This window comes from Microbacterium sp. AK009, assembly GCF_013410955.1.
Lineage (GTDB): Bacteria > Actinomycetota > Actinomycetes > Actinomycetales > Microbacteriaceae > Microbacterium.
This window is the reverse complement of sequence record NZ_JACCCG010000002.1, coordinates 276,456-299,954: the sequence shown is the minus strand read 5'-3', so window position 1 is coordinate 299,954 and position 23,499 is coordinate 276,456. Positions and strand designations below refer to the sequence as shown.

Genomic DNA, 23,499 nt, shown 5'->3' with positions numbered 1-23,499 from the left:
TGGAACAGTGCAGACCACACGATCCGTCAGGCCCTTCGAGGTCGTCAGCGAATACGAGCCGTCCGGTGACCAGCCGCAGGCGATCGCCGACCTCGCCGCCCGCATCAACGCCGGCGAGACCGACGTGGTCCTGCTGGGGGCGACCGGAACGGGCAAGTCCGCCACCACCGCCTGGCTGATCGAAGCGGTGCAGCGGCCCACGCTGGTGCTGGCGCACAACAAGACCCTCGCCGCCCAGCTGGCCAACGAGTTCCGGGATCTCATGCCGCACAACGCGGTCGAGTACTTCGTGTCGTACTACGATTACTACCAGCCCGAGGCCTACGTGCCGCAGACGGACACCTTCATCGAGAAGGACTCCTCGATCAACGCCGAAGTCGAGCGGCTGCGCCACTCGACGACGAACTCGCTGCTGTCCCGCCGTGACGTCGTCGTGGTCTCGACCGTGTCCTGCATCTACGGTCTCGGCGCGCCGGAGGAATACCTGCGTGCGATGGTGGCCCTGCAGGTGGGTGAGGTGTACGACCGCGACGCGCTGATCCGCAAGTTCATCTCGATGCAGTACAACCGCAACGACGTCGACTTCTCCCGCGGCAACTTCCGCGTGCGCGGTGACACGATCGAGATCATCCCGGTGTACGAGGAGTACGCCATCCGCATCGAGATGTTCGGAGATGAGATCGAAGCGCTGTACATGCTCCATCCCCTCACCGGCGATGTGGTTCAGCGGATGGATTCCGTGCCGATCTTCCCCGCCTCGCACTACGTCGCGGGTACGGAGACCGTGCAGCGGGCGATCGGAACCATCGAGCACGAGCTCGCCGAGCGTCTGAAGGAGCTGGAGTCGCAGAACAAGCTCCTCGAGGCGCAGCGGCTGCGGATGCGGACGACCTTCGATCTCGAGATGCTCCAGCAGCTGGGCTTCTGCTCCGGCATCGAGAACTACTCCCGTCACCTGGACGGACGGATGCCGGGTGAGCCGCCGCACACGCTGCTGGACTTCTTCCCCGACGACTTCCTGATGGTGATCGACGAGTCCCACGTCACCGTGCCGCAGATCGGTGCGATGTACGAGGGGGATGCGTCGCGCAAGCGCACCCTGGTCGAGCACGGCTTCCGGCTCCCCAGCGCGCTGGACAACCGACCGCTGCGCTGGGACGAGTTCAAAGAGCGGATCGGGCAGACGGTCTACCTGTCGGCAACCCCCGGACGCTACGAGATGGGCATCGCCGACGGGGTGGTCGAGCAGATCATCCGACCCACCGGACTGATCGACCCGCAGATCGTGGTCAAACCGTCGAAGGGCCAGATCGACGACCTGCTGGAGGAGATCCGCCTGCGGGTGGAGCGCGATGAGCGCGTGCTCGTGACGACCCTGACGAAGAAGATGGCAGAAGAGCTCACCGACTTCCTCGGTGAGCACGGCGTGCGCGTGCGGTACCTGCACTCCGACGTCGACACCCTGCGGCGGGTGGAATTGCTGACCGAACTGCGCGCCGGCGTGTACGACGTCCTGGTCGGCATCAACCTGCTCCGCGAGGGCCTCGACCTTCCCGAGGTGTCGCTGGTGTCGATTCTGGATGCCGACAAGGAGGGCTTCCTGCGATCCGGCACCTCGCTCATCCAGACCATCGGACGTGCGGCGCGGAACGTCTCGGGTGAAGTGCACATGTACGCCGACACCATCACGGATTCGATGCGCAACGCCATCGACGAGACCAACCGTCGACGCGACAAGCAGATCGCCTACAACCTCGAGCACGGCATCGACCCGCAGCCGCTGCGCAAGCGCATCGCCGACATCACCGAGGTCCTCGCCCGTGAGGCGGATGACACGAAGGCTCTGCTGAACCGCAAGGACTCGCGCGTGAAGTCCGGGAAGGGCAAGTCGCCGACGCCGCAGCTGCGACGCGAGGGCATCGCGGCCGAGGGTGCGGAGCAGCTGGAAGCCACGATCGCCGATCTCTCCGGCCAGATGCTGGCGGCGGCGGGGGAGCTGAAGTTCGAGCTCGCAGCGCGCCTGCGCGACGAGGTGCAGGACCTCAAGAAGGAGCTCCGCGCGATGGAGCGAGCCGGTCATGCCTGACCCGTCGATGGCGCAGCGGATCAGCCTCATCACCCTGGGCGTGGGCGACCTCGATCGTGCGCTGGCGTTCTACGGCGCACTGGGGTGGACGCCGCACGAGAAGTCGATCGACGGCGTCGTCGCCTTCTTCCCGCTCGACGGTTTCGTGTTGGCGCTGTGGGGGAGGGCCGAGCTCGCCGAAGACTCGGGCGTCGACGACCCCGGCGGATGGGGCGGGGTGACCCTGGCGCACGATGTCACCTCCCCGGCCGAGGTCGACAGCATCCTCGCAGCCGCCGCGGACGCCGGAGCCCGGATCGCGCGCCGGGCCGGAGCGACACCGTGGGGTGGCTACTCCGGTGTGTTCGTCGACCCCGACGGTCATCCGTGGGAGGTCGCACACAATCCCGGATGGCGGCTCGACCCGGCGGGGCGGGTGACGATCGGCTGACGGGAACGTCCGCCGGTTCTCGCTCCACGCGAACGCCGGACCCCGTGTCGGAGGCCCCACCTACACTTGACGGGTGCCCATCGTTCCCGTCGCCCTGCCCGGTTCTCCCGTGTCCGCAGACCTTCCGACCGGCTCCGCATCCGGCGGAAGCCACTCGTTCGGGTCATCCGGAAAGCTCAGTGTCCGCGGCGCCCGCGTCCACAATCTGAAGGACGTCGACCTCGACATCCCCCGTGACTCGCTCGTCGTCTTCACCGGCCTGTCGGGCTCGGGCAAGTCCAGCCTCGCCTTCGATACGATCTTCGCCGAGGGCCAGCGCCGGTACGTCGAGTCCCTGAGTGCCTACGCCCGCCAGTTCCTCGGTCAGGTCGATCGGCCCGACGTGGATTTCATCGAGGGCCTGAGCCCCGCGGTCTCGATCGATCAGAAGTCGACCAACCGCAACCCCCGGTCGACCGTGGGCACCATCACCGAGATCCACGACTACATGCGTCTGCTGTGGGCCCGCATCGGCATACCCCACTGCCCCGAGTGCGGCGAGATCATCCAACGACAGACCGTGCAGCAGATCGCGGATCAGCTCATGGAACTGCCCGAACGCACCCGGTATCAGATCGTCGCGCCGGTGGTCTCGCAGAAGAAGGGCGAGTTCGTCGACCTCTTCAAAGAGCTGAGCGCGAAGGGGTACTCGCGCGCGATCGTGGACGGCGAGATGGTCCAGCTCGCCGACGCCCCGGCGCTGAAGAAGAGCTACAAGCACGACATCGCGGTCGTCGTCGACCGCCTGGTCGCAAGTCCCGACATCCTCTCCCGAGTCACCGACTCGGTCGAGACCGCGCTGGGGCTCGCCGGCGGTGTCATGCAGGTCAACTTCGTCGACCGCGAGGGCGATGAGGCATGGCAGTCCTTCTCCGAGAAGCTGGCGTGCCCGAACGGGCACCCGCTGCAGCTCACCGAGATCGAACCCCGCACCTTCTCCTTCAACGCCCCCTTCGGCGCCTGTCCCGCCTGCTCGGGCCTCGGAACCCGCATGTCGGTGGATGTCGAGCTCATGATCGGCGACGAGGACCTCTCGATCCGCGACGGCGTGCTGATCCCGTGGACGACACAGGGCAAGGGTCTCTTCCAGTACTACGAACGACTGCTGGAGGGGCTCGCGCGCGACCTGGACTTCTCGCTCGACACCCCGTGGCGCAAGCTCCCGGCCGACATCAAAGACGCGGTCCTGCGCGGCGAGAACTACAAGGTCACCGTCCGGTGGAAGAACCGGTACGGGCGGGAGATGCGGTACTCGTCCGGCTTCGAGGGTGTCGTTCCCTATATCGAGCGCCAGTACCTGCAGGCCGAGTCCGACACGCAGCGGCAGCGCTGGGCGGAGTTCCTCCGCGAGGTTCCCTGCCCGGTCTGCGACGGCGCACGGCTGAAGCCCGAGGTGCTGGCGGTGCAGGTGCACGGCCATTCCATTGCCGACGCCTCGCGGCTGAGTCTGGGCGACGCCCACGCGTTCTTCGCCGACCTCGAGCTCACCCCGCGCGAAGCCAAGATCGCCGCGCAGGTGCTGCGCGAGATCCGGCTTCGGCTGGACTTCCTCATCCAGGTGGGGCTGAACTACCTCAACCTCAGTCGCTCGGCCGGCTCGCTGTCAGGCGGAGAAGCGCAGCGCATCCGTCTCGCGACGCAGATCGGGTCGGGTCTCACCGGTGTGCTCTACGTCCTCGATGAGCCCTCGATCGGTCTCCACCAGCGTGACAATCGCCGCCTGATCGAGACGCTCATCAAGCTTCGCGACCTCGGCAACACCCTCATCGTCGTCGAACACGACGAGGAGACGATCCACGCCGCGGACTGGATCGTCGACATCGGTCCGCGCGCAGGGGTCGACGGCGGCGAGGTGGTGCACTCCGGGCCGCTGGACGCGCTCCTGGCCGACCCGCAGTCCATCACGGGCGACTACCTGTCCGGTCGCCGTGCGATCCCGACGCCCAAGAAGCGACGTCGGATCGATCGTTCGCGCAAGATCAGCGTCGTGGGCGCCCGGGCGAACAACCTCCGCAACGTCACCGTCGACTTCCCCCTCGGCGTGCTCACGGCGGTGACCGGTGTCAGCGGCTCGGGGAAGTCGTCGCTGGTGAACGACATCCTCTACCAGGTGCTGGCGTCCCGCCTCAACGGCGCTCGCACGGTGCCGGGCAAGCACACGCGGGTGACGGGTCTGGACAACCTCGACAAGGTCGTCCACGTCGACCAGGCACCCATCGGCCGCACGCCTCGCTCCAATCCGGCGACCTACACGGGCGTGTTCGACCGCATCCGCACCCTCTTCAGCGAGACGCTCGAAGCCAAGGCCCGGGGGTATCAGCCGGGCCGGTTCAGCTTCAACGTCAAGGGCGGACGCTGCGAGGCATGCTCGGGGGACGGCACCATCAAGATCGAGATGAACTTCCTCCCCGACGTGTACGTCGACTGCGAGGTCTGTCACGGGAAGCGCTACAACCGCGACACCCTCTCGGTGCACTACAAGGGGAAGAACATCGCCGAAGTCCTCGAGATGCCGATCTCCGAGGCGGCGGAGTTCTTCGAACCCATTCAGGCGATCCACCGTTACCTGAAGACCCTCGTCGACGTCGGGCTCGGCTACGTCCGGCTCGGTCAGTCGGCGACGACCCTCTCGGGGGGTGAGGCGCAGCGCGTCAAGCTCGCCACGGAACTGCAGCGGCGCTCGAACGGCCGGAGCATCTACGTCCTCGACGAGCCGACGACAGGTCTGCACTTCGAGGACGTGCGACGCCTGCTCGAGGTGCTGAACGGGTTGGTCGACAAGGGGAACTCGGTCATCGTGATCGAGCACAACCTCGACGTCATCAAGTCCGCCGACTGGGTCATCGACCTCGGGCCGGAGGGTGGATCGGGGGGCGGCCAGATCATCGCCACGGGCACCCCCGAGCAGGTCGCGCGCGTCGAGGAGAGCCACACCGGCGCCTTCCTGGCCGAGGTGCTCGGCGAGTCGGCGGTCCGCAAGGCCGGCTGAGTCGGCCGTGACGACCACCGAACGCGCCGGGCGACGGAGCCGCCCGCAGCTGTCCTACCGGCCGAAGGCCGGAGAGATCCCCACCAACCCGGGGGTGTACCGGTTCCGCGATGCTCAGGGTCGCGTGCTCTACGTCGGCAAGGCGAAGAATCTCCGCGCCCGGCTGTCGAACTACTTCGCCCCGCTGCACACCCTTCACGAGCGCACGCGACGGATGGTGACCACGGCCACCTCAGTGGAGTGGACGGTCGTTGCCACCGACGTCGACTCCCTCCAGCTGGAGTACCAGTGGATCAAGGAGTTCGATCCCCCCTTCAACGTCCGCTACCGCGACGACAAGTCCTACCCGTTCATGGCCATCACCCTGGGCGACGAGGCGCCGCGTGTCATGGTGACCCGCAATCACCGGATCTCGGGGGCCAAGTACTTCGGCCCGTATCCCAAGGTGTGGGCCGTCCACGACACGATCGACCTGCTCATCAAGGTCTTCCCGATCCGCACCTGCAGCGACGCGTCGTACAAGAAGGCGATGGCGTCGGGTCGCCCGTGCTTCCCCGGCCAGATCGGCCGGTGCGGCGGACCGTGTTCGATGAGGGTGACGATCGAGGAGCACCGCGCCATCGTCGACGACTTCGTCGCCTTCATGGCGGGTGGGGATCAGCGCTTCACCCGTGAGATGACAGCCCGCATGAACGAGGCCTCGGCCGCGATGGACTACGAATCCGCCGCCGTGTATCGAGACAAGCTCCAGGCCATCGACGCGGTCCTCAAGCGCAGCGCGCTCGTGCTGCCCTCCGACACCGACGCCGACCTGTTCGGCATCGCCGAGGACGAACTCGCCGCCGCCGTGCAGCACTTCGTCGTCCGCGGCGGCCGGGTGCGCGGTGTGCGCGCCACGACCATCGAGAAGGAGATCGACATCTCCGGTGCCGACCTCGTCGACCAGGTGCTGCAGCGCACGTACGGCGACGCCGCCGCAGCCGACATCCCGCGTCAGGTGCTCGTTCCCGAGCTGCCCGATGACGCTGAGGAACTCGAGCAGTGGCTCCGCGAGAGGCGCGGCAAGCGCGTCTCGATCGGCGTCGCCCAGCGGGGCCAGAAGGCGGAGCTGATGAAGACGGCGACGCTGAACGCTCAGCAGGCGCTCATGCTCCACAAGACACGCCGCACGAGTGATTACGTCGCACGCACCCAGGCGCTGACCGACCTGCAGGAGGCGCTGGGGCTGGAGGAAGCGCCGCTGCGGATCGAATGCTACGACGTCTCCCATCTCGGCGGGACCAATGTCGTGGCGTCCATGGTCGTCTTCGAAGACGGGCTGCCGCGGAAGGATCAATACCGCTCGTTCAAAGTGGAGCAGACCTCGGATGACACCGACTCGCTCCATCAGGTGCTCACGCGCCGGCTGACCTATCTCGATCGGCCGGAGGAGCAGGAAGAGACGACGGAGGAAGGAGTCGTCACCCGTAAACGACCCCGCTTCGCCTACCCGCCCCAGCTCCTCCTCGTCGACGGCGGTCAGCCCCAGGTTGCGGCCGCAGCCCGCGCCCTCGCCGACGCCGGACATCAGGAGATCGCCCTGGCGGGCATCGCCAAGCGGCTCGAGGAGGTGTGGCTCCCCGGTGACGACTTCCCCGTCATCCTGCCGCGCACGAGCGAGGCGCTGTACCTCCTCCAGCGCCTGCGCGACGAGGCCCATCGGTTCGCGATCAGGCATCAGCGCGGCCGCCGTCGGCGCGACATCCAGTCCGTGCTGACCGAGGTGCCGGGTCTCGGCGAGGCCCGCATCCGCGCTCTTCTCCGGCACTTCGGGTCGGTCGCCGCGCTGAAGAAGGCGACACCCGAGGAGATCACCGAGCTCCCCGGTGTGGGACCGAAGCTGGCCGCGGCGATCGTCGACCACCTCGCCGATGGGTAACCTGGAGCAGAGGACGGGGGAGGGCATGGCCGACGAACAGACGACGCCCGGTGAGATGCTCATCGTCTCGGGAATGTCCGGAGCGGGTCGTTCCACCGCGGCGAACGCCCTCGAAGACCTCGAGTGGTATGTCGTTGACAACCTGCCGCCGCAGATGCTGAAGCCGCTGCTCGATCTGACCGAGCTCGCCGCCCACGCGCTGCCCAAGGTGGCGGTGGTCGTCGATGTGCGCGGCCGCAACCTCTTCGCCGAGCTTCCGCAGGCCCTGCACGAACTCAGGGACCGACGTCAGCTGCGCGTCCTCTTCCTCGACGCCTCCGACGACGTGCTCGTGCGTCGGTTCGAGGCCGTCCGTCGACCGCATCCGCTGCAGGTCGAGGGAACGATCCTCGACGGGATCCGGCGCGAACGACAGCGTCTGGCCGCCATCCGTGAGAACGCCGACCTCATCATCGACACCTCGCGGTTCAACGTCCATCAGCTCGCGACCCACATGGTCGACCTCTTCTCCGAAGAGGGCGCGGCGCGGCACGTGGTGACCGTCATGAGCTTCGGGTTCAAGTACGGTCTTCCCCCCGACGCCGACCTCGTCGCCGACATGCGCTTCCTCCCCAACCCCTACTGGAACGATCAGCTGCGAGCGCTCACCGGGGTCGACGACGGTGTGCGCGACTACGTCCTCGACCAGGAGGGCGCGGTGCCGTTCATCGACGCGTACGCGGCCGCGCTCCGGCCGGTCCTGGAGGGATATCAGCGCGAGAACAAGCGGCACTCCGTCGTGGCGATCGGCTGCACCGGCGGCAAGCACCGTTCGGTGGTGATGGCGCGCGAACTCGCCGCGCGATTGGCCGAGGTGCCCGGTGTCGCGGTGCGGGTGAAGGATCGCGACCTGGGACGCGAGTAGCCCTGGTCGTGAGCGGCGGAGCGCCCGAGTAGGCTGGAGCGTCGTTCCGACCCACGCTGAGGAGTCCCGTGTCGCTGACCGCTGAGGTGAAGGCCGAATTGACCGCTGTCCGCGACCCGCGGCCGACGGCACGAGTGGCCGAACTGACGTCGCTGCTGAGGTTCGCGGGCGGTCTGCACTCCATCGCCAACCGGGTCGCCGTCGAAGCCGAGGTCGACACCGAGGCCCTCGCGCGCCGCGTGGCCCGGGATCTGGTCGAGCTGTACGGCGTCCGTCCCGAACTCGTCCACGTGCACGGCTCGGGAGCGCGCAACGGCAGCCACTACGCCGTGCGGGTCATCGACGGCGGTGAGACCCTCGCGCGCCAGACCGGACTGCTCGACCAGCGACGCCGGCCCGTGCGCGGTCTTCCGAACCGGCTCACCACCGGCGCCCGCCCCGACCTGGCGGCGATCTGGCGTGGTGCCTTCCTCGGCGCGGGCGCGCTGAGCGAACCGGGACGGTCGGCGGCGCTGGAGATCAGCTGCCCCGCCTCCGAGGCCGCCATGGCGCTCGTCGGCGCCGCGCACCGATTGGGCATCCCGGCGAAGGCGCGCGAAGTCCGCGGCATCCCGCGCGTGGTCGTCCGAGAGGGGGAGGGCATCCGCGTCGCCCTGGCCGAGATGGGCGCAGCCCGCGCGGCGGCGCAGTGGGATCAGCTCCGCCAGCGCCGCGAGGTGCGCGCCGGGGTGAACCGACTGGTGAACTTCGACGACGCCAACCTCCGCCGGTCGGCGCAGGCGGCGGTCGCCGCGTGCGCGCGTGTGGAGCGGGCGCTGGAGATCCTCGGCGACGAGGTGCCCGAGCACCTGCGGCAGGCCGGCGAGCTGCGTCTCGCGCACCGCGACGCCAGCCTCGACGAGCTCGGCCACCACGCCGACCCGCCGCTGACCAAAGACGCCGTCGCCGGCCGCATCCGTCGTCTGCTGGCGATGGCCGACAAGAAGGCTGAGACCGACGGCATCCCCGGCACCGAGTCCGCCGTGCCCGCGGGCGTCGACGACTGATACAACGTCTGCTCACGGGGAACAAGCCCAGAGGCCGGTTGTTGGCTCTCAGTAGGATGAAACCCGTCACCCTCGCTGCGCCGGGGAGCCTCGGCGCGCGCCGATAGGAAGAAGAGAACATGGCGAAGTACACCTTGCCCGACCTCCCCTACGACTACGCCGCGCTGGAGCCGCACATCAGCGGCAAGATCATGCAGCTGCACCACGACAAGCACCACCAGGCGTACGTCACCGGTGCGAACACCGCCCTGGACCAGCTCGCCGAGGCGCGCGAGAGCGGCAACCTCGCGAATCTGAACAAGCTCGAGAAGGATCTCGCGTTCAACCTCGGCGGCCACGTCAACCACTCCATCTTCTGGACGAACCTGTCGCCGGAGGGCGGCGGCCAGCCCGAGGGGGAGCTCGCGGCTGCGATCGCCGAGTTCTTCGGCTCGTTCGAGAAGTTCCAGGCCCACTTCACCGCCGCGGCGACCGGCATCCAGGGCTCCGGCTGGGCCGTGCTCAGCTGGGACCCGATCGGTGAGCAGCTGATCATCCAGCAGCTGTTCGATCAGCAGGCCAACACCGCGCAGGGGACGGTGCCGATCTTCCAGCTGGACATGTGGGAGCACGCCTTCTACCTCGACTACCTCAACGTCAAGGCCGACTACGTCAAGGCGGTGTGGAACATCGCCAACTGGCAGAACGTCGCACAGCGCCTCGACGCCGCCCGTGAGAAGACCTCGGGCCTGCTGGTACTGTCATAGCAAGCGCGGCGTCCCAGCGGGATCGTCCGCTGGGACGCCGTTGTTCCTTTCCCTTCCCCACCTTTCGCAACCCCTCGCGCTCGCGCGCACGACACAACAGGAGTCCTCTCTCGTGGCTGTCAAGATCGGAATCAACGGCTTCGGCCGCATCGGACGCAACTACCTTCGCGCGGCTCTCGCGCAGGGCGCTGACATCGACATCGTCGCCGTCAACGACCTCACCGACAACAAGACCCTCGCGCACCTGCTGAAGTACGACTCCGTCGGCGGGGTTCTCGACGCCGAGGTGTCCTACACCGAGGATTCCATCACCGTCGGTGACAAGACCATCAAGGTCTTCGAGGAGCGCGACCCCGCGAACCTCCCCTGGGGCGAGCTGGGTGTCGACATCGTCATCGAGTCCACCGGGCGTTTCACCAAGGCGGAGGACGCCAAGAAGCACATCGCCGGTGGAGCGAAGAAGGTCCTCATCTCGGCTCCCGCCACCGGCGACGACGCCACGATCGTCATGGGTGTGAACGAAGAGACCTACGATCCCGCGTCGGACGTCATCATCTCCAACGCCTCGTGCACCACCAACTGCCTCGCGCCGCTGGCGAAGGTGTTCAACGACGCCTTCGGCATCGAGCGCGGCTTCATGATGACCGCGCACGCCTACACCGCCGACCAGAACCTCCAGGACGGCCCTCACGGCGACCTCCGCCGTGCGCGCGGCGCCGCGATCAACATCGTCCCCGCCTCCACCGGTGCGGCCAAGGCCATCGGCCTGGTCCTGCCCGAGCTGAACGGCAAGCTGAGCGGCTCCTCCTACCGTGTTCCCGTCCCCACCGGGTCCATCGTCGACCTGACGATCGTCACCCCCACCGAGGGGCTCACGGTCGACCAGATCAACGCCGCCTACAAGGCCGCGGCTGCCGAGGGGCGCCTCGCCGGCATCCTGGAGTACACCGAGGACCCCATCGTCTCCAGCGACATCCAGGGGAACCCGCACTCGTCGATCTTCGACGCGGAGCTGACCAATGTCAGCGGCAACCTGGTGAAGGTCTCGGCCTGGTACGACAACGAGTGGGGCTACTCCAACCGTCTGGTGGACCTCACCGAGTACGTGGCCGAGCGTCTCTGAGTCGACGGATGGCACTGCGTACCCTCGGGTCCCTCGGCCCGCTGGCCGGTAAGCGCGTCCTCGTCCGCTGTGATCTGAACGTTCCCCTGCGGGACGGGCGCATCACCGACGACGGCCGCGTGCGCGCCTCGCTCCCGACCCTGAACATGCTCATCGATCAGGGTGCACGCGTCGTGGTCTGCTCGCACCTCGGTCGTCCCGACGGCGCGCCCGATGAGAAGTACAGCCTGGCACCGGTGGCCCAGCGCCTGTCGGAGCTCCTCGGAAAGCCCGTCGCGTTCGCGCGCGACACGGTGGGGGAATCCGCTCATGAGGCGGTCGCCGCCCTGGAGGATGGCGACGTCGCGGTGCTGGAGAACCTGCGTTTCCAGCCGGGCGAGACGGCGAAGGATGACGCGGAGCGTCGTGCGTTCGCCGCGGAACTCGCGGACCTGGCCGATGCCTTCGTCTCCGACGGGTTCGGTGTCGTCCACCGCAAGCAGGCGAGCGTGTTCGACGTCGCGGATCTGCTGCCCTCGGCAGCGGGGCTCCTCATCGAAAAGGAGCTCGACGTCCTCGACCGCCTCACCGAGAATCCCGAGCGTCCCTACACGGTCGTCCTCGGCGGCTCGAAGGTCAGCGACAAGCTGGGCGTGATCGAGCATCTCCTGCCGCGGGTCGACCGCCTCCTCGTGGGTGGGGGGATGATGTTCACCTTCCTCGCCGCCGAGGGGCACCGAGTGGGCAAGAGCCTCCTCGAGGAGGACCAGCTCGACACCGTCCGTCGCTACGTCGAGGATGCCCGGGCGCGCGGCGTCGAGCTGGTGCTTCCGGTCGACGCGGTGGTCGCCGCGTCGTTCGCCGCTGACGCCGACCACGTCGTCGCGCCGGTATCCGCGATCGAGGAGACACCGTTCGGTGCGGATGGGCTGGGCCTGGATATCGGGCCCGACACCGCCGCACTGTTCGCCGACCTCGTCGCCGACAGCCGCACGGTGTTCTGGAACGGTCCGATGGGCGTGTTCGAGATGCCCGCCTTCGCCGCCGGCACCCGCCGTGTCGCCGAGGCGCTGACCAAGGTCTCCGGACTGAGCGTGGTGGGCGGCGGCGACTCCGCCGCCGCGGTGCGCCAGCTCGGCTTCGCCGATGACCGTTTCGGCCACATCTCCACCGGAGGTGGCGCGAGCCTCGAATTCCTCGAGGGCAAGAAACTCCCCGGACTGGAGGTCCTCGGATGGCAGGCGTGAGTACTGATCCGGCTGCGTCGCAGACCAGGCGCACTCCGTTCATCGCCGGTAACTGGAAGATGAACCTCGACCACCTGCAGGCGGTCGCCTTCGTGCAGAAGCTGCACTGGACCCTGAAGGATGCCGGTCACGAGAACGGGAGCGTGGAGGTGGGGCTCTTCCCGCCCTTCACCGACCTCCGCACCGTCCAGACGCTCGTCGACGCCGACAAGATCCCCTTCGCCCTCGGCGCCCAGGATCTGTCCGCACACGACTCCGGTGCCTACACGGGCGAGATCTCCGGGGCTTTCCTGGCCAAGCTGCAGTGCCGCTACGTCATCATCGGTCACTCGGAGAGACGGCAGTACCACGGCGAGACGGACGAGATCGTCGCTTCGAAGGTCGCCGCGGCCCTGCGTCACGGGCTCGTTCCGGTCATCTGCGTCGGCGAGACGGCGGAGGATCTCGAGACCCACGGTGCCAGCGCCGTCCCAGTGGCCCAGCTGGAGAAGGCCCTCGCGGGTCTCGCGCAGGGGAGCGAGGTCGTGGTGGCCTATGAGCCGGTCTGGGCGATCGGATCCGGCCAGGCGGCGACCCCCGACCAGGCCCAGGAGGTCTGCGCGAAGCTTCGTGCCGTCGTCGGCGCGTCGCTCGGAGAGGAGGCGGCCCTGCGCACGCGCGTCCTCTACGGCGGCTCCGTCAAATCCGGCAACATCGCGCGCTTCATGCGCGAACCCGACGTGGACGGCGCGCTCGTGGGCGGCGCCAGCCTCGTCGTGGATGAGTTCGCCGCCATCATCCGGTATCAGAAGCACGTCGGGGTCTGACCTCGGCGACAACCCGACCTATACTTGACCCCTGTGCGGTTCGCCCGGATCGCGCTGAAAGGCCACTACGACTGTGCAGATCCTCGAGTTCGTCCTGCAGGTGCTCCTCGGCATCACGAGCCTCCTGCTGACCCTCCTCATCCTCCTTCACAAGGGGCGCGGTGGGGGGCTCTCCGACATGTTCGGGGGAGGGATGACGTCGGCACTGGGGTCGTCGGGGCTCGCCGAGCGCAACCTGAACCGCTTCACGGTGGTCCTTGCTCTGGCGTGGTTCGCCTCCATCGTGGCCCTCGGCCTCATCACCAAGTTCCAGGGACTGTAAGACATGGCAACCGGAGGAAACGCGATCCGCGGCACCCGAGTGGGCGCCGGCCCCATGGGCGAGCAGGATCACGGCTATCACGCAGAACGCATCGCCGTCTCGTACTGGGACGCGCTGGGCAACGAGACGGTGCGGTACTTCGCCGCGGGGATCCCCGACGAGGAGATCCCCGAGACGATCGACTCGCCGCACTCCGGTCTGCCCGCCGGGCGTGACCGCGAGAACCCGCCGGCGCTGGCGAAGACCGAGCCCTACAAGACGCACTTGGCGTACGTCAAGGAGCGTCGCACCGAGGAAGAGGCGGACGCCCTTCTCGAGGACGCGCTGAACCAGCTTCGCGAGCGTCGGGGCCAGTAACCCGCCGCCTGAGCTCTGTCGGCCCTCTCAGTAGTCGCGGTCGATCAGCTCAGGCGGCACCTGGGCGGCCGCTGCCTGATCGACGAAGAACACTGTTCGTCGCGTCCCCTTCGCGCCGGCCGCGGGCACGCTGGCGTAGCTCGCTCCTGCGAGGGCGAGACCGAGCGCGGACGCCTTGTCGGTGCCCGACAGCACCAGCCAGACCCGCTGCGACGAGTTGATCACCGGTCGGGTGAAGGTCAGCCGCTGCGACGGCGGCTTGGGGGAGTCGCGGACGGCCACCACCGACGCGTCTGTGACGAGGATCTCGGGCCGGTCGGGGAAGAGCGACGCGATGTGCCCGTCGGGTCCGACGCCGAGGAAGCTGATATCGAACGTCGGCCACTGCGGATGATCCGATTTCCCGTAGCGTGCGAGCTCGGCGGCGTACGCCCGGGCGGCCTCGTCGAGGTCCATACCCTCGTCACTGGCCGGAGCCGCGTGCACGTGCACTCCCGGGAGCGCGTCCAGCAGTGCCTCCCGGCTCTGACGCTCGTTCCGCTCGGGGTGGAGGCGCCGCACGAAGCGTTCGTCGCTCCACCAGAAGTGGACCCGCGTCCAGTCGACGGAGTGCCGGGGGGCCTGCGCGGCCGCGGCACGCAACACGGCGGCGCCACTGACACCGCCCGTCAGGGCGATGTGAACGTCGCGGGACGTCGACTTCTTCGCGACCCGGGTGAGGAAACGCTCGGCGACGGAGTCGGCCAGCGCGGCGGCGTCGGGGGTGATGACGACGCGCTTCTCGCCGGACGAATCAGCCATGTGTCTCCTGCGTCGTGGGCGGGTCGAGCAACGCCCAGCCCTCGGTGATCACTCGACCGTACAGGACATCGGGGTCGAGGCGCCGCAGCTCCTCCGCGAGGCACTCACGCAGGCTCCGCCGCGGGAAGGCCAGGTCGTGCTGGGGCTGACCGGGCTGGGTGAGGAGAGCCACGGCAGGACTCGGCCGCTCCAGGACGACGTTCCCGCTCTCGCGCACGAGTGTCACCGACTTGATCCCGTGCGGCCAGTCCTCGGTGGGGAGGTAGCCCCAGTCGACGGGAACATCGAGCGCCAGGCGCAGCCACGCGGCCAGGAGCGCCGTGGACGGCGAGTCGGCGGCGCCGCGCACCGTGATGCTCGTGACATTCTCGAACGGCGGCTGGTCGAGGATCGCCGCGAGCTGCTCGCGCCAGCGGGTGAGGCGGGTCCAGGCGAGGTCGGTGTCTCCGGGGCGGTACTTCTCGCCGAGGGAGGCGACCCATCCCGACGGATCCGGCTTGGTGGCGGCATCCGTGATCCGCCGCTGCGCGATCCTGCCGATCGAGGTCTGCGACGGGATGTCGGGGGTCTCGTCCGGCCACCACACGACGACCGGCGCGTCGGGGAGCAGGAGCCCCGTGACAAGGCTCTCGAGGTTCGTCGAGCCCGCCTCGCCGAGCGCGTGGAGGGTCACGACCTCGCTGGCTCCGGCGTCGCCGCCGACGCGGATCTGCGCGTCCAGCCGCGGCGGGGAGTCCTCGCCGTTGGTCATCACGACGATGACGCGCATCGGATGCTCCCGCGAGGCGGCGTTGGCGACGTCGATGACGTCTTCCTGTGCTCCCTGACGGGTGACGATGATGAGGGTCAGCACGCGACCGAGGGCGACCGCGCCGCCCTCCTCGCGGACGTTGACCAGGGCGCGCGAGATCTTGCTGACGGTGGTGTCGGGCAGGTCGACGATCATGGACGCCTCCAGGTGCGGCCGTCGCGGGCGAGCATGGCCTCGGCGGATTCCGGCCCCCACGAGCCCGGGGCGTACTGCTCGAGCGGTCCGCCCTGAGTGGCCCAGAACTGTTCGATGGGATCGAGGATCCGCCACGACAGCTCCACCTCCTCGTGCCGCGGGAACAGCGGAGGGTCGCCCAGCAGGACATCGAGGATGAGGCGCTCGTAGGCTTCCGGGCTCGCCTCGGTGAAGGCGTGGCCGTAGCCGAAGTCCATCGTGACGTCGCGGACCTGAAGACCCGCGCCCGGCACCTTCGACCCGAAACGGATGGTCACGCCCTCATCGGGCTGCACGCGGATCACCAGGGCGTTCTGACCGAGCCCCGACGTCTGGTTGCGGGAGAAGAGCAGCTCGGGGGCGCGCTTGAACACCACCGCGATCTCGGTCACGCGACGTCCGAGACGCTTGCCGGTGCGGAGGTAGAACGGCACACCCGCCCATCGGCGCGTGTTGACTTCGAGCGTGATCGCGGCGTAGGTCTCGGTGGTGGACTCGGGGTTCATCCCCTCCTCCTCGAGGAACCCGAGAACCCGCTCGCCCCCCTGCCAGCCGCCGGCGTACTGTCCGCGCGCGGTGGAGCGGGCGAGGTCCTCGGGGAGGGTCACCGCGGCGAGCACCTTCTCCTTCTCCGCCCGGAGGTGCTGGGCGTCGAAGGAGATCGGCTCCTCCATCGCGGTGAGTGCGAGCAGCTGCAGGAGGTGGTTCTGGATGACGTCGCGCGCCGCGCCGATCCCGTCGTAGTAGCCGGCGCGACCGCCCACACCGATGTCCTCGGCCATGGTGATCTGCACGTGGTCGACGTAGTTGCGGTTCCAGATCGGCTCGTAGAGCTCGTTGGCGAATCGCAGGGCGAGGATGTTCTGGACCGTCTCCTTGCCCAGGTAGTGGTCGATCCGGAAGATCGAGTCGGTCGGGAAGGCGCTGCGCAACGCGTCGTTGAGCGCCTGAGCGGAGGCCAGGTCGTGTCCGAAGGGCTTTTCGATCACCACGCGTCGCCACCGTTCGGGGCGGTCGGCGGTGTCGTCGACGAGCCCTGAGGCCTTCAGCTGTTCGGCGACGATCGGGAAGTCCTTCGGCGGGATCGAGAGGTAGAACGCGTGATTGCCCATCGTGCCGCGTTCGGCGTCGAGCTGATCCACCGTCTCGCGCAGGCGCCGGAACGCGTCGGCGTCGCCGAACTCGCCCGAGACGAACCGGATTCCCTCCAGCAGCTGCGCCCACGTCTCCTCGCGGAACTCGGTGCGCGCGTTCGCCCGCACCGCGTCGTAGACGACCTGGGCGAAGTCCTGGTCCTCCCAGTCGCGGCGTGCGAAGCCCACGAGCGCGAACCCCGGCGGGAGCAGCCCGCGGTTGGCGAGGTCGTACACGGCGGGCATGAGCTTCTTGCGGGACAGGTCACCGGTGACTCCGAAGATCACCAGCGCACTCGGCCCGGCGATGCGGTTGAGGCGCCGGTCTTCGGGGTCGCGGAGAGGGTTTCGTCCGCGGGAGATCTCGACACCCGGCGCAGTTGCGCCGCTGTCCGATCCGGGGGTCTCGTCGGTCATCAACGTCCTACTGGGCGGCTTCGAACAGGGCGAGGACCTCGGCCTGCGGGTCGGTGAGCGTCAGTGTCACGACCGGACGGCCGTGGCCGTCGGCCAGGACGCTGGCGTCACCGGCGGCCTGAGCCTGGATCAGCTGGCCGAAGGTGAAGGGGCGACCGGGGATCTCGAGGTCGACATCGGTCTGCTCGAGGATCTGCAGGTACACGCCCGTGGCCGGGCCGCCCTTGTGGTACTGACCCGTGGAGTGCAGGAACCGCGGACCCCACCCGAAGGTGGTCGGGCGACCGGAGTCTGCGGCGACGAGCTCACGAAGACCCTGGAGCTGCGGAAGATCGAGCCGGTTGACGTACGCCTGGATGGAGACGTAGCCGTCGGCGGGGAGCTGTGCCCACAGGGCATCGAGCACGCCGGCGACGGTCCCGGAAGCCGCGAGGGCAGGATCGGATACCCGCACCTCCACGCCGTCCAGCGTGAAGGCGGGTGCCGAGGGCTCGGGACGGGCATCGAGCAGGCCGCGGGCGGCGGTCTTGGCCGACTCCACGTCGGGCTGATCGAAGGGGTTGATCCCCAGCATTCGTCCGGCGATCGCCGTGGCGTACTCCCACACCATGAACTGGGCGCCGAGGGAACCGCTGACGAGGATCTCGCCCTCGTGACGCTCGCGGAGATGGAAGGCGTCGGCCTCGTCGACCAGGCGCACGATCTGCAGGTCGGCCGGCCGGGATTCGAGCTCTGGCGAGACCGGAAGGAGGACGACGGGAAGGATGCCGGTGCCCTGCTTGCCGGTCGATTCGGCGATGAGCTGTTCGATCCAGTCGGGGAGCCCGACGATGTGCGTGCCGTCGGTGACCAGACCCAGCTTGTCCCGACGGGGGTTTCCGCCCGCGATCGCCGCGGCGAGGACGAGGGCGGGGTTCTCGGGGCTGTCGACGGCGACCTCGAGGAGGGTGGCTTCGGCCTCGTCGAGGAGCTCGCCGATGTCGACACCCGCGAGGCCCGCGGGCACGAGCCCGAAGGCCGTCAGCGCCGAGTAGCGGCCACCGACCTCGGGGTCGGCGTTGAACACACGGTAGCCGCCGCCGCGCGCGGACTGATCCAGCGGCGAGCCGGGGTCGGTGACGATGACGATCCGCTCGGTCGGGTCGATCCCGAGGTCACGGAAGGCTGCCTCAAATGTGCGCTTCGCCGAGTCGGTTTCGACCGTCGACCCGGACTTCGACGACACCACGAGGACGGTCTGGCTGAGGCCACCGGCCTCGCTGTCGCCGTCGATCGCAGCGAGCACCTGACCGGGAGCAGTGGAGTCGAGGATGACGAGGGGCACCCCGGAGGTCTGGGCGATCACCTCGGGGGCGAGGGACGATCCGCCCATACCCGCGAGGACCACCCGCGTGACCCCTCGCGAGCGCAGCTCGTCGCGAAGCGCCACGATCTCGGCGACGAGCGGACGCGACACCGACACCGCCTGGACCCAGCCGAGGCGCTTGGACGCTTCGGACTCCGCATCCGGACCCCACAGCGACGCGTCGCCGGCGGTGATCCCCGACGCGACGAGACTGGCGACCAGTCCGGGGAGCGTCTCGTCGACGACGGACTTCACACGCCCGGAGACGTGGATGTCGAAGCTCACTGGGCAGCCTCCTCGACGCTGGCCGGCGCCGCCTCGAGAGCCGCCGCGACGGTTCCCTGCAGCTCGTGCCAGGAGGCGATGAACTTCTCCACGCCCTCCTTCTCCAGGACATCGGTCACGTCGTCGAAGTCGACGCCGACGGCCTTCAGCTGATCGAAGACCGCATGCGCGTCGGCGTAGTTGCCGGTGACCGTGTCGCCGGTCACCTCGCCGTGGTCGAAGGTCGCCTCCAGCGTCTTCTCCGGCATCGTGTTCACGGTGCCGGGCGCGACGAGCTCGGTGACGTAGAGGGTGTCGGGAAGGGCGGGATCCTTGACGCCCGTGGACGCCCACAGGGGGCGCTGGACGCGGGCTCCGGCCTCGACGAGCGCCTGCGCGCGATCGGTGGCGAACTCCCGCTCGTACAGTTCGTAGGCGAGGCGCGCGTTGGCGACGCCGGCACGGGACTTCAGCGCCCGCGCCTCCTCGGTGCCGATCGACTCGAGGCGCTTGTCGACCTCGGTGTCCACGCGCGAGACGAAGAACGACGCGACGGAGTGGATCGCGGAGATGTCGTGTCCGGCCTCCCGCGCCTTCTCGATCCCCGACAGGTAGGCGTCGATGACCGCGGCGTACCGCTCCAAGCTGAAGATCAGGGTGACGTTGACCGAGATCCCCTCCGCGAGCACCTCGGTGATCGCGGGAAGACCGGCGAGGGTCGCGGGGATCTTGATGTGGACGTTCGGGCGGTCGACCCGGGCCCACAGCTTCTTCGCCTCCGCGACGGTCGCGGCGGTGTCGTGTGCGAGGTCGGGGGAGACCTCGATCGAGACACGCCCGTCGACCCCGTCGGTGGCGTCGAAGACCGGCCGCAGGATGTCGGCGGCCGAGCGGACGTCATCCGTCGTGATCTCGAAGATGGTGCGGTCCACGTCCGCACCGTCGTCGGAGAGCGCCGTGACCTGCGCCTCGTAGTCCTCGCCCTTGGCGAGGGCTCCGGCGAAGATCGTCGGATTGGTGGTGACGCCGCTGACGTTGCGGCTGTCGATCAGGCCGGCCAGGTTGCCGGATTCGATGCGCTGGCGGGACAGGTCGTCCAGCCAGATGCTGACGCCCTCTTCGACAAGACGTGCGGTGGGGGTGGTCATCAGGATCTCCTCAGTGCCTCGGGGGCTCAAGAGCGCGGTGGCTCGATGGATCAGTGGGCGGCGGTCGTGGCGGCGATGGTCTCGCGGGCCGCCTCGACGACGGCCTCGGCGGTGATGCCGAACTTCTCGAACAGCGTCTGGTAGTCGGCCGACGCACCGAAGTGCTCGATCGACACCGAGCGTCCGCGATCGCCGACGATGCCGCGCCAGGGGAGGGCGATGCCGGCCTCGACCGAGACCCGTGCGGTCACGGCGGCGGGGAGCACCGACTCGCGGTAGGCCTCGTCCTGCTCGGCGAACCACTCCAGCGACGGAGCCGACACGACGCGGGCGTTCACGCCCTCGCTCCGCAGCGTCTCGCGTGCGGCCACGGCCAGCTGCACCTCGGACCCCGTCGCGATGAGGATGACGTCGGGGCGTCCGTCGGGAGCGTCTGCCAGCACGTAGGCGCCGCGTGCGGCGCCGTCGGCCGAAGCGAGGGTGTCGCCCGAGGCCTCGCCGTCGCCGCGCTCGAACACGGGGATGTTCTGGCGCGTCAGCGCGAGACCCGCGGGCCCGGCGTGGCGGCGGAGCAGCTCCAGCCACACCACGGCCGTCTCGTTGGCGTCGGCCGGGCGCACGAGGGTGAAGTTCGGGATGGCGCGCAGCGCCGCGAGCTGCTCGATCGGCTGGTGCGTCGGACCGTCCTCGCCCAGGGCGATCGAGTCGTGGGTCCAGACGAACAGCGACGGGATGTCCATCAGCGCGGCCAGCCGCACCGACGGGCGCATGTAGTCGCTGAAGATGAGGAAGGTGCCGCCGAAGGCGCGGGTGGGCCCGTGGAGCACGATGCCGTTGACGATCGCGCCCATCGCGTGCTCGCGGATGCCGAAGTGGAGCACCCGGCCGAAGGGGTCGCCCGACCACTCGTGCGTGGACCACACCTCGGGGATGAAGGACTTCGCGTCCTTGATCGTGGTGAGGTTGGATTCGGCGAGGTCGGCCGAGCCGCCCCACAGCTCGGGGAGCTGTGCTGCCAGCGCGTTGATGACCTGACCGGAGGCGGCGCGCGTGGAGACGTCCTTGCCGGCGGCGAACACGGGCAGCGCCTCGCGGATGTCGGCGGGCAGCTCGCGCGCCTGGACGCGGTCCCAGAGGGCCTTGCGGTCGGGGTGGGCGGCGGCCCACGCGTCGAACTTCTCCTGCCACGCGGCGCGCGCCGCGGCGCCGCGCTCCCGGAGCGACCGGGTGTGGGCGAGCACGTCGTCCGGCACCACGAAGGTCTCATCCGGGTTCCAGCCGAGGACCTCCTTGGTGGCGCGCAGTTCGTCGGCGCCCAGCGCGGAGCCGTGGATCTTGCCGGTGTTCTGCTTGCCCGGCGAGGGCCACCCGATGATGGTCTTCAGGATGATGATCGACGGCCGGTCGGTTTCGCCCTTGGCCTGCTCGATCGCGTCGTACAGCTCAGCGGCATCCTCCACGTACTGACCGGTCTTCTTCCAGTCGACCGTCTGGACGTGCCATCCGTACGACTCGTACCGCTTCGCGACGTCCTCGGTGAAGGCGACGTTGGTGTCGTCCTCGATCGAGATCTGGTTGGAGTCGTAGATGACGACGAGGTTGCCCAGGTTCTGATGCCCGGCCAGCGACGACGCCTCGGACGTGACGCCCTCCTGCAGGTCGCCGTCGGAGGCGATGACGTAGATGTGGTGGTCGAAGGGGGACTCGCCGGCCGGGGTCTCGGGATCGAACAGCCCGCGCTCGAATCGCTGCGCATAGGCGAAGCCGACGGACGAGGCCAGGCCCTGCCCGAGCGGACCCGTGGTGATCTCCACGCCGTCGGTGTGACCGAACTCGGGGTGGCCCGGGGTCTTCGACCCCCAGGTCCGGAGCGTCTTGAGGTCGTCGAGCTCGAGTCCGAAGCCTCCGAGGTACAGCTGCACGTACTGCGTCAGCGAGCTGTGGCCCGCGGAGAGGATGAAACGGTCACGCCCGGGCCAGCGCGTCTCGGCCGGGTCGTGGTTCATCACGCGCTGGTAGAGGAGGTACGCCGCCGGGGCCAGGCTCATCGCGGTGCCGGGATGACCGTTGCCGACCTTCTCCACGGCGTCCGCCGCCAGGACTCGGGCGGTGTCCACCGCGCGCCGATCGATCTCTTCCCACCGCAGTTCCGACACCGGGCCGCCTTTCTCGAGGGTGCGTCCCGACGCCGGGCAATCCACGGCGAAGACCGGTGAGGTTCGGGGGATTGGGCGCGGGGCGCGCGTGTGGCTTCAGCATAGCGAAGCGGCACATCCGGGCGAGCGACTGTGACAGGTCGTGGCCGGGCGTTGACATCTCTCGACGATCGCGCTACCGGTCCTGCGGCGGGACGGAGTCCGCGTGCCATGACCTAGACTCGAGGGGGACTTTCTCGAGGCTCGCAACGGGGGACGATGGACATGTCAACGGCCGCCGGTGGCGCGATCACGCACCACCGCCCGTCTCCGGGTCGCACCGTCCGCGCGTACATCGCGCTGACCAAGCCTCGCGTCCTCGAGCTGCTTCTCGTCACCACCGTCCCGGTGATGATCCTCGCGCAGAACGGCCTGCCCGATCTCTGGCTGGTCCTGGCCACCGTCATCGGCGGCTCGTTGAGCGCCGGATCGGCCGCGGCGTTCAACATGTACCTCGACCGCGACATCGACGCCCATATGCAGCGCACCGAGAACCGTCCCCTCGTGACGGGCGAGGTCACCCCGCGCGGCGCGTTGGTGTTCGCCTGGTCGCTCGCCGTGGCATCCACCCTCTGGCTCCTGCTGACGACCAACGTCCTGGCTGCCGGTCTGTCGGCGGGTGCCATCTTCTTCTACGTCGTGATCTACACGATGATCCTCAAGCGCCGCACCGAGCAGAACATCGTCTGGGGCGGCATCGCCGGCTGCTTCCCGGTGCTCATCGGCTGGACCGCGGTGACCGGGTCGCTCTCGTGGACGCCCTTCGTGCTGTTCCTGCTGGTGTTCCTGTGGACGCCGCCGCACTACTGGCCGCTGTCGATGAAGTATCGCGGCGACTACGCCGACGTCGATGTCCCCATGCTCGGCGCCACCCGCACCGGGTCGCAGGTCGGGCTGCAGGTGATCCTCTACGCCTGGGCCACGGTGGCGTGTTCGCTGCTGCTGATCCCCGTCGCCGGGATGGGGCTGGTCTACACGGTGTCGGCCGTCGTGTTCGGCGGCTGGTTCATCTACGAGTCGCACCGCCTGTACAACCGCGCGGTGCGCGGCACCGAGCCCCGGCCGATGCGCGTCTTCCACGCCTCGATCTCCTACCTCACCCTGCTCTTCGTCGCGATCGCCGTCGACCCGCTGCTGCCCTTCTGACCCGCGGGTTCCGTCTCGCGCGCGCCTGACTGACTCGCACGGTTGCGCCGACCTTGGATGGCGCGTCCGTGCG

The 23,499-nt window shown here is 68.8% G+C and carries 19 protein-coding genes; 13 read left to right on the top strand and 6 right to left on the bottom strand.

From position 1 onward, the window contains the following. Positions 1-7: 7 nt before the first annotated feature. The 12 genes from uvrB to HDC37_RS05315 all read left to right on the top strand — a co-directional run bounded on the left by uvrB (position 8) and on the right by HDC37_RS05315 (position 13,992). Positions 8-2,086 (top strand): excinuclease ABC subunit UvrB, encoded by a 2,079-nt coding sequence (gene uvrB / locus HDC37_RS05370; protein ID WP_179559366.1) that lies wholly within the window; start codon positions 8-10, stop codon positions 2,084-2,086. Beyond that, positions 2,079-2,516 (top strand): VOC family protein, encoded by a 438-nt coding sequence (locus HDC37_RS05365; protein WP_257021318.1) that lies wholly within the window; start codon positions 2,079-2,081, stop codon positions 2,514-2,516. The genes uvrB and HDC37_RS05365 overlap by 8 nt, the downstream gene beginning before the upstream one ends. Positions 2,517-2,625: 109 nt before the next feature. Continuing rightward, the gene (gene uvrA / locus HDC37_RS05360) at positions 2,626-5,544 is read left to right on the top strand and encodes an excinuclease ABC subunit UvrA (RefSeq protein WP_179559586.1); all 2,919 of its coding nucleotides are present in this window, start codon (positions 2,626-2,628) and stop codon (positions 5,542-5,544) included. A gap of 7 nt (positions 5,545-5,551) precedes the next feature. Then, positions 5,552-7,462 carry an excinuclease ABC subunit UvrC gene (gene uvrC, locus HDC37_RS05355; RefSeq protein ID WP_308472102.1) on the top strand — a complete coding sequence of 637 codons (1,911 nt, stop codon included), beginning with the start codon at positions 5,552-5,554 and terminating at the stop codon, positions 7,460-7,462. Between the two features lie 25 nt (positions 7,463-7,487). Beyond that, positions 7,488-8,366 carry an RNase adapter RapZ gene (rapZ, locus tag HDC37_RS05350; RefSeq protein ID WP_179559365.1) on the top strand — a complete coding sequence of 293 codons (879 nt, stop codon included), beginning with the start codon at positions 7,488-7,490 and terminating at the stop codon, positions 8,364-8,366. Between the two features lie 68 nt (positions 8,367-8,434). Then, positions 8,435-9,412 (top strand): DNA-binding protein WhiA, encoded by a 978-nt coding sequence (whiA, locus tag HDC37_RS05345; protein WP_179559364.1) that lies wholly within the window; start codon positions 8,435-8,437, stop codon positions 9,410-9,412. A 119-nt stretch (positions 9,413-9,531) separates the two neighbouring features. Then, on the top strand, positions 9,532-10,158 hold the full coding sequence (locus tag HDC37_RS05340; protein ID WP_179559363.1) for a superoxide dismutase: 627 nt from the start codon (positions 9,532-9,534) through the stop codon (positions 10,156-10,158). Between the two features lie 112 nt (positions 10,159-10,270). Continuing rightward, positions 10,271-11,281, top strand: a complete 1,011-nt coding sequence (gene gap / locus HDC37_RS05335) for a type I glyceraldehyde-3-phosphate dehydrogenase (protein WP_179559362.1) — start codon at positions 10,271-10,273, stop codon at positions 11,279-11,281. Positions 11,282-11,289: 8 nt separating this feature from the next. Further along, positions 11,290-12,507 carry a phosphoglycerate kinase gene (locus tag HDC37_RS05330; protein WP_179559361.1) on the top strand — a complete coding sequence of 406 codons (1,218 nt, stop codon included), beginning with the start codon at positions 11,290-11,292 and terminating at the stop codon, positions 12,505-12,507. Next, positions 12,504-13,313, top strand: coding sequence for a triose-phosphate isomerase (gene tpiA / locus HDC37_RS05325; protein WP_308472101.1), 810 nt, complete (start codon positions 12,504-12,506; stop codon positions 13,311-13,313). Before HDC37_RS05330 ends, tpiA begins: the two co-directional genes overlap by 4 nt. Before the next feature lie 73 nt (positions 13,314-13,386). After that, positions 13,387-13,635 (top strand): preprotein translocase subunit SecG, encoded by a 249-nt coding sequence (gene secG / locus HDC37_RS05320; RefSeq protein ID WP_124293074.1) that lies wholly within the window; start codon positions 13,387-13,389, stop codon positions 13,633-13,635. A 3-nt stretch (positions 13,636-13,638) separates the two neighbouring features. Next, positions 13,639-13,992: an RNA polymerase-binding protein RbpA gene (locus tag HDC37_RS05315; protein ID WP_179559359.1), complete on the top strand. Its 354-nt coding sequence runs from the start codon at positions 13,639-13,641 to the stop codon at positions 13,990-13,992. A gap of 27 nt (positions 13,993-14,019) precedes the next feature. On the opposite strand, the gene pgl is transcribed toward HDC37_RS05315, so the two are convergent. From pgl to tkt, 6 genes are read right to left on the bottom strand one after another with little or no spacing between them, the layout of a single operon-like run. After that, positions 14,020-14,793 carry a 6-phosphogluconolactonase gene (gene pgl / locus HDC37_RS05310; protein ID WP_179559358.1) on the bottom strand — a complete coding sequence of 258 codons (774 nt, stop codon included), beginning with the start codon at positions 14,791-14,793 and terminating at the stop codon, positions 14,020-14,022. Further along, positions 14,786-15,739 (bottom strand): glucose-6-phosphate dehydrogenase assembly protein OpcA, encoded by a 954-nt coding sequence (locus tag HDC37_RS05305; RefSeq protein ID WP_179559357.1) that lies wholly within the window; start codon positions 15,737-15,739, stop codon positions 14,786-14,788. Before HDC37_RS05305 ends, pgl begins: the two co-directional genes overlap by 8 nt. Further along, positions 15,736-17,328 (bottom strand): glucose-6-phosphate dehydrogenase, encoded by a 1,593-nt coding sequence (zwf, locus tag HDC37_RS05300; RefSeq protein WP_179559356.1) that lies wholly within the window; start codon positions 17,326-17,328, stop codon positions 15,736-15,738. The genes HDC37_RS05305 and zwf overlap by 4 nt, the downstream gene beginning before the upstream one ends. A gap of 7 nt (positions 17,329-17,335) precedes the next feature. Beyond that, positions 17,336-18,958 carry a glucose-6-phosphate isomerase gene (locus HDC37_RS05295; protein WP_179559355.1) on the bottom strand — a complete coding sequence of 541 codons (1,623 nt, stop codon included), beginning with the start codon at positions 18,956-18,958 and terminating at the stop codon, positions 17,336-17,338. After that, on the bottom strand, positions 18,955-20,085 hold the full coding sequence (gene tal, locus HDC37_RS05290) for a transaldolase (protein ID WP_179559354.1): 1,131 nt from the start codon (positions 20,083-20,085) through the stop codon (positions 18,955-18,957). The genes HDC37_RS05295 and tal overlap by 4 nt, the downstream gene beginning before the upstream one ends. Positions 20,086-20,135: 50 nt before the next feature. Beyond that, positions 20,136-22,241, bottom strand: coding sequence for a transketolase (gene tkt / locus HDC37_RS05285; protein ID WP_179559353.1), 2,106 nt, complete (start codon positions 22,239-22,241; stop codon positions 20,136-20,138). A 264-nt stretch (positions 22,242-22,505) separates the two neighbouring features. Here tkt and HDC37_RS05280 point away from each other — a divergent pair, with 264 nt between their 5' ends. Further along, entirely contained in the window at positions 22,506-23,426 is a 921-nt protein-coding gene (locus HDC37_RS05280; protein WP_179559584.1) for a heme o synthase, read from the top strand. Positions 23,427-23,499: the final 73 nt, after the last annotated feature.